Source organism: Enterobacter sp. P82, assembly GCF_037053385.1.
Classification (GTDB): Bacteria; Pseudomonadota; Gammaproteobacteria; order Enterobacterales; family Enterobacteriaceae; genus Enterobacter.
This window is the reverse complement of sequence record NZ_JBALHX010000001.1, coordinates 1,204,851-1,216,434: the sequence shown is the minus strand read 5'-3', so window position 1 is coordinate 1,216,434 and position 11,584 is coordinate 1,204,851. Positions and strand designations below refer to the sequence as shown.

Here is an 11,584-nt window from a genome sequence, read left to right as displayed (position 1 = left end):
TGTGCGTTATAACGTCCGAGATAAGGTAACACTGTGCGTTATAGCGTACAAGTGGTATGCTCATCCTCACCAGGAGGGCACATGGACATCACACAACATCTTGCAACCACACTGAAAACACTGCGCCATGATCGCGGCTGGAGTTTGTCGAAGCTGGCAGAAGAGACAGGGGTTTCAAAAGCGATGCTCGGGCAAATCGAGCGCAATGAATCCAGTCCCACGGTATCAACACTGTGGAAAATCGCCACCGGGCTGAACGTACCGTTTTCCACCTTTATCACCCCAGAGGCGGACAAGCAGGCTGTTTTTGACCCGCAGCAGCAGGCCATGGTGGTAAAACCGCTGTTCCCGTGGGATGAGACGCTGAAGTTTGATCATTTCTCCATTACCCTGGCACCCGGCGCGCTGAGCGAGTCAACGCCCCATGAAACGGGGGTGATTGAGCATGTGGTGGTGATAAGCGGCGAGCTGGAGATGCAACTGGAGGGTGAGTGGCAGACAATTCCTGCCGATTCAGGCATCCGTTTTGCCGGGGACAAACCCCACGCGTACCGTAACAGCAGCGACCGGACGGTGCATTTTCACTCCCTAATCCATTATCCCCGCTGACGCTACGCAAAACTGTTTCGCTGTCGCATACTTCTGACTACAATAGCCGCCATTTTGACCATAACGGATAACGACGAAGTATGCGCCTGCAATCCCATCATCTTGAACTTTTAAGCCCGGCCCGCGACGCCGCCATTGCCCGTGAAGCGATCCTTCACGGTGCAGATGCCGTCTACATTGGCGGTCCTGGCTTTGGTGCCCGCCATAACGCCAGCAACAGTCTGCAGGATATTGCTGAACTGGTACCGTTCGCCCACCGTTTCGGGGCGAAAGTGTTCGTGACTCTGAACACCATTCTTCATGATGATGAACTGGAACCTGCGCAACGTCTGATTACCGATCTCTACCAGACCGGGGTCGATGCCCTGATTGTTCAGGATATGGGCGTTCTTGAGCTGGATATCCCACCTATTGAACTGCACGCCAGCACCCAGTGCGATATCCGCACCGTTGAGAAAGCCAAATTCCTCTCCGACGTCGGCTTTTCGCAGATCGTTCTGGCGCGTGAACTGAACCTGAACCAGATCCGTGATATCCACCAGGCGACAGACGCGACGATTGAGTTCTTTATCCACGGCGCGTTGTGCGTGGCCTATTCCGGCCAGTGCAATATTTCTCACGCCCAGACCGGGCGCAGCGCTAACCGTGGCGATTGCTCTCAGGCGTGTCGCCTGCCGTACACCTTGAAAGACGATCAGGGTCGTGTCGTGGCGTTTGAAAAACACCTGCTTTCCATGAAGGATAACGATCAGACCGCCAACCTCGGTGCGCTGATTGATGCAGGCGTGCGGTCCTTCAAGATTGAAGGGCGGTATAAAGATATGAGCTACGTGAAGAACATCACCGCTCACTATCGTCAGATGCTGGATGCCATTATTGAAGATCGTGGTGACCTGGCACGCGCGTCAGCCGGTCGTACCGAGCATTTCTTTATTCCGTCAACGGATAAAACCTTCCACCGTGGCAGTACCGACTATTTCGTGAATGCCCGTAAAGGTGACATCGGTGCGTTTGACTCGCCGAAATTTATCGGCTTGCCGGTCGGTGAAGTCCTGAAAGTGGCGAAGGATCATCTGGACGTGGAAGTGACGGAGCCGCTGGCGAACGGCGATGGTCTGAACGTAATGATCAAACGCGAAGTGGTCGGTTTCCGTGCCAATACGGTCGAAAAAACTGGAGAAAATCGCTATCGCGTGTGGCCGAATGAAATGCCTGCCGATCTCTACAAAGCGCGACCGAACGCGGCACTCAACCGTAACCTGGATCATAACTGGCAGCAGGCACTGCTGAAAACCTCCAGCGAGCGTCGCATCGCGGTGGATATTGAACTGGGCGGCTGGGAAGAGCAGCTGATTTTGACCATGACCTGTGAAGACGGCATCAGCGTGACGCATACACTTGATGGCCAGTTTGAGGTTGCCAACAATGCGGAAAAAGCGCTAAACAACCTGAAAGAGGGTGTGGCGAAGCTGGGGCAGACAATTTACTACGCGCGTAACATTGAGGTAAATCTGCCGGACGCACTCTTTGTGCCAAACAGTCTGCTTAACCAGTTCCGTCGTGAGACCGCGGAAATGCTCGATGCGGCTCGTCTGGCTCACTACCCGCGTGGTAGTCGTAAAGCCGAAGCCGTCCCTGCACCTGTTTACCCGGATACGCATTTATCGTTCCTGGCTAACGTCTACAACCATAAAGCACGTGAATTCTATCATCGTCACGGTGTGCAGTTGATCGACGCGGCCTATGAAGCGCATGAAGAGAAGGGTGATGTGCCGGTGATGATCACCAAGCACTGCCTCCGTTTTGCCTTTAACCTGTGTCCTAAGCAGGCGAAAGGGAACATCAAGAGCTGGAAGGCCACACCTATGCAACTGGTGAATGGTGACGAGGTGTTGACCCTCAAATTTGACTGCCGCCCTTGTGAAATGCATGTAATTGGCAAGATGAAGAACCATATTTTCAAAATGCCAGCGCCGGGGAGTATTGTGGCTTCAGTGAGTCCGGACGAGCTGCTGAAAACCTTGCCGAAGCGTAAGGAACGTTAATTACCGAAAGTGTGTGTCCGGTTTGCGCGATTTCTGCCACAGGTGGTGTTCGCGCAAACCTTCCGCTGATTCTTCCGCTGCACTTCGTAATTCATCACTGTCTGCCTCATGACGAAGTTGATGTTCGACATTTTTCACCCACAAATATTCATGGCCTTTATGTCCCGCCATCAGCTGGCCGGAGAAAAGGGCGCAGACCAGCATGACGAGCGTTAACCCCTTTTTTAGCATTGACTTACCCTTAGAGAAATATTCCCCGCCAGCATGCACGTAGTTTCGTAGGGTTATTATTGGCTTTTTCAAATTAGCGCAAAGAATATGTCATCGTCTCCGACAGGATTTATTTCCGGGTAGTGGTGCGGATTTATCCTAAAATACGAATTATCTTTGTCATATCCTAAAATTTGGTATCAAAATATGGCAGTGATTTAAGGACTAATCTTATATAATAAGATTTCTCTGACAAAGGAATGGGTCTGATTCAATGAAAAAAGTCATGTCAATAGCGCTTCTTGTCGTTGCCGTTGGTGCTGTTGTAGGTATGAATGTTAACTGGAGTGGCGAGCCGGATTATATCCAGTCAGCGGAAGCACGGGTCGGTTCATATTTAACCAGTGATTACGGACGCGTAGCGTGTAATAGCAAGAAAATTGATGACCAGCATTGGGAATTAGGGTGTACCAATCCGTCGAAAGGTAAAACATTCCAGTTTGCTGTTTTCTCAGCCGACAGAGCGCCTTATGGTGTATCGCGCCCATTCTATCTGGAAGCAATCAACGATGATGCAAAAGAGAGTGCTGAACAGGGGCTGATGCGTTATTTGCAAATCAATACCAAAGCGGGTTAATGGCTCTGTTTAGCTTTTGTTGAGTTCAGGCATGCTAGGTTGTCATTGATCCGCCGCCCGACCATGGAGTGTCGGGACGTAGACATGAAAATACAAATCTATCCATGCAAGCATTTACCGCCAGATAATGGCGGTTTTTTTTTGCCTGTAAACGGGCCGTCAGCGCGCGGGCCGGGCAAACTGTTTACGATACTGGGCAGGGGAAAGCGCGAACTGCTGACGGAAATGGTGGCGCAGGGTGGCGGCCTGGCCAAATCCGGTTTGCTCAGCAATGCTGTCGATGCTTAAACGGCTGCTTTCCAGATAATCTTTCGCCCGCAAGAGTCGTTCATTGAGCAGCCAGCGCGCAGGTGTGGTGCCTGTCGCTGCCTCAAAGCGGCGCAGAAAGGTGCGCTGGCTCATACCGACGCGACGCGCCAGCGAGTCAACGCTGTGAGAAACGGCGAGGTGATTGTGCAGGAAATCAAATAACTGGCCCAGTCGCTGACTCTCCCGTAGTTGCGCCACCGGGCGACTCAGTTGCTGCGGTAAAGACCCGTCCCGGTGAGGGGGAATGACCAGCCGACGCGCAACGCTATTGGCCGTTTCCATTCCATAATCTCGTCGCACAACGTGCAGGCAGAGATCAATTCCTGCCGCACTGCCTGCGGAGGTAAGAATATCTCCCTCATCCTGATAGAGCACATCCTCGACCACCTGGATGTCAGGATAACGGGCTTTAAGCGCGTCAAGGTAGCGCCAGTGCGTCGTGGCTTTACGTCCGTTCAGCAACCCCGACGCCGCCAGCACAAAGACCCCCGAACAGATGGACAGTAGCTGGCAGCCTCGCGCGCTGGCCTGGCGTAATGCCTCGCAAAGTGTGTCCGGGACAGGTGAATCCAGGCCTCTCCAGCCAGGAACCACGATCAGATCGGCAGATTCAAGCAGGCTTAAATCGCCGTCGGTTATGATACGGATCCCACCGGTTGCCCGAAGTTCACCGCTATCAATACCCGCCACCGCAAAACGATACCATTTGTCCCCCAGTTCAGGACGCGGCAGACCAAATATCTCCACCGCCACGCCAAACTCAAAGGTACACAGACCGTCATACGCCAGCACAACCACCAGCGGCCGAGTTATCTGTCTTAAGTTTGTCATCTTTTTGCTGTTTTCTGGCATACGCGCGGGCATTCACGGGCTGAATTTGTGGATAGAGTAGTGTTAACACAAACGCCAAAGATGAGGAAGTATCATGAGTTATGTTACTGAATTTCCGGCTGCGGAACCGCAGGAAGCTGTCACCCATTTTCTGCGCCGCCTGAGCGTCGAAACCGACTGCGCTGATGTGCATCATGCCATCGTCAACCAGGAACAAGACTTTGTGCTGCTGCACGTCGTAGGGAGTCCGGAGCAGTTTGCGCACCGTCATGTGCCGGGTGCATTACATCTGCCGCGTAGCCAGATTACTGCTGAGCGCATGGCGCAATGGCCTGAAGGTACGCTTTTCGTTGTCTACTGCGCCGGGCCGCACTGTAACGGCGCGGACAGAGCGGCGCTTAAGCTGGCACGACTCGGGCTGCCGGTCAAAATCATGCTCGGGGGGATCACCGGCTGGGAAGATGAAAAGTTCGCCTTTGCCAGCAGCGAAACAGCTGCCGCGCTGTGAAGATGAATTTCGTGAAAGATTCTCGTTTGCCGAAGGGATAAAGACACGTCTGGTGACGCAGATCGCCAGCGAAGTCTGGTAAACCCTTCATCCCCGGCGCTGCATTATAAAAGTGCAGCGCTGTGCCATTCTGAGTCGTTCTCTTTACATCCTGCTTTCATTTTCCCTGCAATCGCGCTTTTTCCATTCTGGCATCCTTTTTGCTCCTGCTTAGCTGACACCTTTTTTCCGCGTCCACGCCGTAACGGACGTCTTCGCACAGCGTTCTTTTTCAGGAGTGAAAATATGCACCGTCGTACCTTATTGAAAGCCTTCGCGTTGTCAGCTTCTGTTGTTGCTATGGGAATGAGTTTTGGCGTGCAAGCGGCCGATACCATCAAAGTGGGCATCATGCATTCTTTGTCCGGCACGATGGCTATCTCCGAGACCCCGCTGAAAGATGTTGCGCTGATGACGATCGATGAGATCAACGCCAAAGGGGGCGTACTGGGTAAAAAGCTGGAACCGGTCGTGGTTGACCCGGCGTCGAACTGGCCGCTGTTTGCTGAGAAAGCTCGCCAGCTGTTAAGCCAGGATAAAGTCGCGGTCGTGTTCGGTTGCTGGACATCGGTGTCGCGTAAATCGGTTCTGCCGGTGTTTGAAGAACTGAACGGCCTGCTGTTCTACCCGGTGCAATATGAAGGCGAGGAGATGTCACCGAACGTCTTCTATACCGGCGCGGCACCGAACCAGCAGGCGATCCCGGCGGTGGAATACCTGATGAGTGAAGACGGCGGTGGGGCAAAACGCTTCTTCCTGTTAGGTACCGATTACGTTTACCCACGTACGACCAACAAGATCCTGCGTGCCTTCCTGCATTCGAAAGGGGTCGAGGATAAGGATATCGAAGAGGTTTACACCCCGTTTGGTCACAGCGACTACCAGACTATCGTTGCCAACATTAAGAAATTCTCCGCAGGCGGTAAAACCGCCGTGGTATCGACCATCAACGGAGACTCCAACGTACCGTTCTACAAAGAGCTGGCCAATCAGGGTCTGAAAGCGACCGACGTGCCGGTAGTGGCATTCTCCGTGGGTGAAGAAGAGCTGCGCGGGATCGACACCAAACCGCTGGTCGGCAACCTCGCGGCGTGGAACTACTTTGAATCCGTGGATAACCCGACCAACCAGGCATTCGTGGCGGATTACAAAGCGTATGCGAAAGCACACAAACTGCCGAATGCCGACACCGTGGTCACGAATGACCCGATGGAAGCCACTTACGTTGGCATCCATATGTGGGCACAGGCGGTGGAAAAAGCCGGTACTACCGATGTAGATAAAGTGCGCGCGGCGATGGCAGGCCAGTCATTTAAAGCCCCTTCAGGTTTTACGCTCACCATGGATGCCACCAACCATCACCTGCATAAGCCGGTCATGATCGGTGAAATTGAAGGGAACGGTCAGTTTAACGTGGTGTGGCAGACTGAACAGCCGGTACGTGCCCAGCCGTGGAGTCCGTTCATTGCCGGGAATGACAAAAAGCCCGATCAGCCGATGAAAACCGCCAGCAACTGAGCCATTACCGCAGGGAGATAATCCATGAACGTCATGCGCACGATCGTCGCTATTGTGTGGCTTGCCGGTCTGCTGCCAGGGATGGCGCAGGCATCGGATGCCGATCGTTTTGTTGCCGCCAGTCGCAGTCAGCAGGCTGACCTGTTGACGCAGTGGGCTGCAACGCCGGATGCCGCAAGGTTGCCGCTGCTTCAGGCACTGCAAGATGAAAACCTCTACACCGACAGCCAAAAGCACGCGTTTGTGCAACGTAATGGCGGCATCATGCCGCTGGGGGAAACCAAAACTGCAGAGGGGCCAACCAAAGCCGTGCGTCTGACCAACCGACTGCGGGTGCTTGCCGCAACAGCCATTGCTACACATCAGCTTGTGAGTGACAGTGTCACTGAAAGGCGTGCTGCGGCTCGCCAGCTTCAGCGTGATGCTCAGCCCGAAATGCTCGGTTTCCTGCAAACGCGGGTTGAGAGTGAAACCGATGATGTGGCGCGCCAGGCGCTGCTGCTGGCGGTGGCGAATCTTCAGCTGGCAAGTCCGCAGGCAGAGGTGCGCCGCAAGGCTGTCGAGCTGTTAGGCCAGTCCGACGATCCGGATGTGCAATCAAAGCTAATACCGTTTGCGCAGGTACAGACAGAGCCTGATGCTGGTGTTCGCGCTGCCGCAGAAGAGAGCCTTAGCCAGATTAAGCATCGCCTGATGTGGGGCGATCTGCTGGGACAGGCGTTTATGGGACTCTCTCTGGGATCGGTGCTGCTGCTGGCCGCGCTGGGTCTTGCTATCACCTACGGTTTGCTGGGGGTAATCAATATGGCCCACGGTGAGATGCTAATGCTCGGGGCGTACGCTACATGGATGGTGCAGCAGGTGATGGCCGGGCTTGCTCCCCAGTGGCTGGCGCTCTATCCGATTATCGCGTTGCCGGTGGCGTTCTGCCTGACGGCGGGCATCGGGATGGTGCTGGAGCGTACCGTGATCCGTCATTTGTACGGACGTCCACTGGAAACGCTGCTGGCAACCTGGGGCATCAGCCTGATGCTCATCCAGCTGGTGCGCATGACGTTTGGCGCACAGAATCTGGAGGTGGCAAACCCGGCATGGTTGTCTGGCGGCGTGCAGGTCTTCGCTAACCTGACGTTGCCGTGGAACCGCATAGTGGTGCTGGGGTTCGTACTGCTGGTGCTGTTCTTCACCTGGCTGATTCTGAATAAAACCCGTCTGGGACTTAACGTGCGTGCGGTGACACAAAACCGCAGCATGGCAGCCTGTTGTGGGGTGCCGACGGGGCGCGTTGATATGTTGGCGTTCGGGCTTGGTTCAGGCATTGCCGGGTTAGGCGGCGTGGCGTTATCTCAGCTTGGGAACGTAGGGCCAGAGCTGGGTCAGGGCTATATCATCGACTCTTTCCTCGTGGTCGTTCTCGGTGGCGTAGGCCAGCTGGCAGGCAGCGTGGCCGCAGCCTTTGGTCTTGGGATCTTTAATAAAATCCTTGAGCCGCAGATGGGGGCGGTACTGGGCAAGATTCTGATTCTGGTGGCGATCATTCTGTTTATTCAGAAACGACCGCAGGGGTTGTTTGCACTGAAAGGGAGGGTTATTGACTGATGAGCCAGCCACTCACCTTAACGCTGGCGCGTAAAGCGCCACGAACCATTCAGATTGTCGGCAGCCTGCTGGTGGCGTGTCTGCTGATATTACCGTTTTTTGCCTTGCTGCCTGCGACGCATCCGCTGGCGCTTTCGACCTGGATGCTGACGCTTATCGGTAAGATCCTCTGCTACGCCATCGTTGCGGTGGCGCTGGATCTGGTGTGGGGCTATGCCGGAATGTTGTCCCTTGGGCACGGCATTTTCTTCGCGCTGGGTGGTTATGCGATGGGCATGTACCTGATGCGCCAGGCCGCAGGTGACGGTTTGCCCGCGTTTATGTCGTTTCTCTCCTGGACCGAAATGCCTTGGTTCTGGTGGGGAACCCAGTACTTTGCCTGGACGCTGGTGCTGATTGTCATGGTGCCTGGCCTGCTGGCGCTGGTATTTGGCTGGTTTGCCTTCCGCTCGAAGATCAAAGGGGTCTACTTCTCGATTATGACCCAGGCGCTGACCTATGCAGGGATGTTGCTGTTCTTTCGCAACGAAACCGGTTTTGGCGGTAATAACGGTTTTACCGGTTTCACCACGTTACTGGGGTTTTCGGTGACGGAAACGACCACGCGTATTGCGCTGTTTCTGGCGACCGTATTGTTGCTGCTTCTGGCGTTAGGCACCGGATTTGCGCTGGCGAAGAGCAAGTTTGGTCGCATTTTGACTGCCGTACGGGATGCCGAAAACCGCCTGACGTTTTGCGGGTACGATCCTCGTGGGTTCAAGCTGCTGGTGTGGACACTTTCTGCAGTGCTGTGTGGCCTGGCAGGGGCACTCTATGTTCCGCAGGTGGGCATTATCAACCCAGGAGAGATGTCACCGACAAACTCGATAGAAGCGGCAATCTGGGTAGCGCTGGGCGGACGTGGCACGTTGGTGGGGCCGGTGATAGGCGCTGCGTTAGTGAATGGTGCAAAGAGTATTTTCACGGTCGCGATGCCGGAATACTGGCAACTGTTTCTCGGGATGATTTTTATCGCCGTGACCCTGTTTTTACCACGCGGCGTTTACGGTCTATTTCGTAAGGGAGAGAAGTAATGCAGCCAGCTGAAGGATTATTCACCCGCCAGTTACCTGGCGATCGCTACCGCGAACAGACCGACCCGGTACTGCAACTTGAGGCCATTAATGTCAATTTCGATGGGTTTCAGGCCCTGACGGATCTGACGCTGAATATCGGTGTGGGTGAGTTGCGCTGCGTGATTGGTCCCAATGGTGCAGGGAAAACCACGCTGATGGATGTGATCACTGGCAAAACACGGCCGAAAAGCGGCAAAGCGATTTATGACCAGTCTATTGACCTGACGCTGCTTGAGCCCGCCGCCATTGCCCGCCAGGGGATTGGCCGAAAATTCCAGAAACCGACGGTATTTGAAGCACTGACGGTGTGGGAAAACCTTGAGATTGCCATGAAAACCGATAAATCCGTCTGGGCGAGCCTGCGGGCAAAACTCAACGGTGAACAACGCGACCAGATTGATGAGATGCTGGTTTTGCTGCGGCTGAGTAGCGAACGTGATCGCTTGGCCGGGCTACTTTCGCACGGGCAAAAACAGTTCCTCGAGATCGGCATGCTGCTGGTCCAGGATCCGCATCTGTTGTTGCTGGATGAGCCGGCGGCCGGGATGACCGATGCAGAAACCGAATATACCGCTGAGTTGTTCAAAACGCTTGCGGGCAAGCATTCTCTGATGGTGGTGGAGCACGATATGGGCTTTGTAGAAACCATTGCCGATCACGTGACGGTACTGCACCAGGGGCGCGTGCTGGCGGAGGGATCGCTTCGCGAGGTGCAGGCCAATGAGCAGGTGATTGAAGTCTATCTGGGACGCTAAGGAGCGGTGATGTTACAGGTTAACGAACTGAATCAATATTATGGCGGTAGCCATATTCTGCGCGGCGTGAGCTTTGAAGCCATCACTGGCGAAGTCACCTGTTTGCTGGGGCGTAACGGCGTCGGGAAAACCACGCTGCTGAAGTGTCTCATGGGTCTGATCCCGGCGAAAACCGGGGAGGTGATTTGGCAGGGCAAAAAAATCACCCATAGCAAGCCGCACCAGCGGGTGCAGTCTGGCGTGGCGTATGTCCCGCAAGGGCGTGAAATTTTCCCGCGCTTAACCGTTGAAGAGAATCTGCTGCTGGGCCTGTCGCGGTTTTCTGCCCGCGATGCAAAGCAGGTCCCGGAAGAGATCTGGCAGTTGTTTCCGGTGCTTAAAGAGATGAAACAGCGACGTGGGGGCGATCTCTCCGGAGGACAACAGCAACAGCTGGCGATTGGTCGAGCGCTGGCAAGCCGCCCGCAATTGTTGATCCTCGATGAACCCACAGAAGGTATACAGCCTTCAGTCATAAAAGAGATAGGCCAGGTGATCCGCACTCTGGCAGACCGGGGGGATATGGCGATCCTGCTGGTCGAGCAGTTTTATGATTTTGCCGCCGGGCTGGCTGACAGCTATCTGCTGATGTCGCGCGGCACCATCATTCAGCGCGGACGGGGAGAAAACATGGAGCAGGAGGGCGTGCGCGGCCTGGTTGCGATTTGAAATGTTATAATATAACATTACCGCTCTTATAAAACGGAGTGAGGGTTTTGTTTTGGCTACACATATTGGCAAATTTGCAATGACTCTGGCGGCGATGCTGGTCAACGGCCAGCTGTTTGCCCACTCGCATGGACACCAGATGACCGAAGCGGAACAGAAGGCAGCGAACGGTGTCTTTGAAGATAAAGACGTCAGGGACAGAATGTTGTCTGACTGGGACGGTACCTGGCAGTCCGTATATCCTTTCCTGCTTGATGGCGCGCTGGATCCTGTCTTTAAACAAAAAGCCCAGAAGGATAAAAGTAAGTCCTTCGACGAGGTGAAAGCCTACTACCGCACAGGTTACGCGACGGATGTGGAGGCCATCGGCATCGAAAATAACGTCATGGAATTCCATAAAGGTAAAAAAGTCAGCCGCTGTCATTATGATTACAGCGGCTACAAAATCCTGACCTATACATCCGGCAAAAAAGGGGTTCGCTATCTGTTTGAATGCAAAGATGCCAGCAGTCAGGCACCGAAGTTTGTCCAGTTCAGCGACCATATCATCGCGCCGAAAGCGTCTTCGCATTTCCACATCTTTATGGGTAATACCTCTCACGAGGCGCTGCTGAAAGAGATGGATAACTGGCCGACCTATTATCCGAATGAAATGTATAAAGAGCAGGTAGTGGAGGAGATGTTACACCATTAATGCTTTA

Annotated in this window: 12 protein-coding genes; 10 read left to right on the top strand and 2 right to left on the bottom strand. The window is 54.2% G+C overall.

The genetic code is table 11. From position 1 onward, the window contains the following. The first annotated feature begins 81 nt into the window (after positions 1–81). Positions 82–609 carry a helix-turn-helix domain-containing protein gene (locus WB237_RS05690; protein WP_336211269.1) on the top strand — a complete coding sequence of 176 codons (528 nt, stop codon included), beginning with the start codon at positions 82–84 and terminating at the stop codon, positions 607–609. Between the two features lie 80 nt (positions 610–689). Then, entirely contained in the window at positions 690–2,654 is a 1,965-nt protein-coding gene (locus tag WB237_RS05685) for a peptidase U32 family protein (RefSeq protein WP_336211267.1), read from the top strand. Here the strand turns inward: WB237_RS05685 and WB237_RS05680 are convergent, their stop codons facing one another. After that, positions 2,655–2,885: a DUF2554 family protein gene (locus tag WB237_RS05680; RefSeq protein WP_114977257.1), complete on the bottom strand. Its 231-nt coding sequence runs from the start codon at positions 2,883–2,885 to the stop codon at positions 2,655–2,657. Between the two features lie 253 nt (positions 2,886–3,138). On the opposite strand from WB237_RS05680, the gene WB237_RS05675 reads away from it, so the two are divergent. Next, complete coding sequence (locus WB237_RS05675; RefSeq protein ID WP_114977256.1) at positions 3,139–3,501, top strand: hypothetical protein; 363 nt, start codon at positions 3,139–3,141, stop codon at positions 3,499–3,501. Positions 3,502–3,660: 159 nt separating this feature from the next. Here WB237_RS05675 and ftrA read toward each other — a convergent pair whose 3' ends face one another. After that, positions 3,661–4,662, bottom strand: coding sequence for a transcriptional regulator FtrA (gene ftrA / locus WB237_RS05670; RefSeq protein ID WP_336211265.1), 1,002 nt, complete (start codon positions 4,660–4,662; stop codon positions 3,661–3,663). Between the two features lie 73 nt (positions 4,663–4,735). Between ftrA and WB237_RS05665 the strand changes: the two genes are divergently transcribed. The 7 genes from WB237_RS05665 to zinT all read left to right on the top strand — a co-directional run bounded on the left by WB237_RS05665 (position 4,736) and on the right by zinT (position 11,577). Continuing rightward, a complete protein-coding gene (locus tag WB237_RS05665) occupies positions 4,736–5,149 on the top strand; it encodes a rhodanese-like domain-containing protein (protein WP_336211263.1) in 414 nt (137 codons plus the stop codon). Positions 5,150–5,434: 285 nt separating this feature from the next. Further along, on the top strand, positions 5,435–6,706 hold the full coding sequence (gene urtA, locus WB237_RS05660) for an urea ABC transporter substrate-binding protein (protein WP_108089932.1): 1,272 nt from the start codon (positions 5,435–5,437) through the stop codon (positions 6,704–6,706). A 24-nt stretch (positions 6,707–6,730) separates the two neighbouring features. Continuing rightward, positions 6,731–8,305: an urea ABC transporter permease subunit UrtB gene (gene urtB / locus WB237_RS05655; RefSeq protein ID WP_336211259.1), complete on the top strand. Its 1,575-nt coding sequence runs from the start codon at positions 6,731–6,733 to the stop codon at positions 8,303–8,305. Further along, a complete protein-coding gene (gene urtC / locus WB237_RS05650; RefSeq protein WP_336211255.1) occupies positions 8,305–9,378 on the top strand; it encodes an urea ABC transporter permease subunit UrtC in 1,074 nt (357 codons plus the stop codon). Before urtB ends, urtC begins: the two co-directional genes overlap by 1 nt. Beyond that, the gene (urtD, locus tag WB237_RS05645) at positions 9,378–10,175 is read left to right on the top strand and encodes an urea ABC transporter ATP-binding protein UrtD (protein WP_336211252.1); all 798 of its coding nucleotides are present in this window, start codon (positions 9,378–9,380) and stop codon (positions 10,173–10,175) included. Before urtC ends, urtD begins: the two co-directional genes overlap by 1 nt. Before the next feature lie 9 nt (positions 10,176–10,184). Next, positions 10,185–10,883: an urea ABC transporter ATP-binding subunit UrtE gene (gene urtE / locus WB237_RS05640; protein ID WP_028017434.1), complete on the top strand. Its 699-nt coding sequence runs from the start codon at positions 10,185–10,187 to the stop codon at positions 10,881–10,883. A gap of 52 nt (positions 10,884–10,935) precedes the next feature. Further along, positions 10,936–11,577, top strand: coding sequence for a metal-binding protein ZinT (zinT, locus tag WB237_RS05635; RefSeq protein ID WP_336211246.1), 642 nt, complete (start codon positions 10,936–10,938; stop codon positions 11,575–11,577). Positions 11,578–11,584: the final 7 nt, after the last annotated feature.

Excerpts from the sequence above, each read along its gene's own strand:
- WB237_RS05690 (WP_336211269.1), top strand. The coding sequence starts at position 82 with ATGGACATCACACAACATCTTGCAACCACACTGAAAACACTGCGCCAT.
- WB237_RS05685 (WP_336211267.1), top strand. The coding sequence starts at position 690 with ATGCGCCTGCAATCCCATCATCTTGAACTTTTAAGCCCGGCCCGCGAC.
- WB237_RS05680 (WP_114977257.1), bottom strand. The coding sequence starts at position 2,885 with ATGCTAAAAAAGGGGTTAACGCTCGTCATGCTGGTCTGCGCCCTTTTC.
- WB237_RS05675 (WP_114977256.1), top strand. The coding sequence starts at position 3,139 with ATGAAAAAAGTCATGTCAATAGCGCTTCTTGTCGTTGCCGTTGGTGCT.
- ftrA (WP_336211265.1), bottom strand. The coding sequence starts at position 4,662 with ATGCCAGAAAACAGCAAAAAGATGACAAACTTAAGACAGATAACTCGG.
- WB237_RS05665 (WP_336211263.1), top strand. The coding sequence starts at position 4,736 with ATGAGTTATGTTACTGAATTTCCGGCTGCGGAACCGCAGGAAGCTGTC.
- urtA (WP_108089932.1), top strand. The coding sequence starts at position 5,435 with ATGCACCGTCGTACCTTATTGAAAGCCTTCGCGTTGTCAGCTTCTGTT.
- urtB (WP_336211259.1), top strand. The coding sequence starts at position 6,731 with ATGAACGTCATGCGCACGATCGTCGCTATTGTGTGGCTTGCCGGTCTG.
- urtC (WP_336211255.1), top strand. The coding sequence starts at position 8,305 with ATGAGCCAGCCACTCACCTTAACGCTGGCGCGTAAAGCGCCACGAACC.
- urtD (WP_336211252.1), top strand. The coding sequence starts at position 9,378 with ATGCAGCCAGCTGAAGGATTATTCACCCGCCAGTTACCTGGCGATCGC.
- urtE (WP_028017434.1), top strand. The coding sequence starts at position 10,185 with ATGTTACAGGTTAACGAACTGAATCAATATTATGGCGGTAGCCATATT.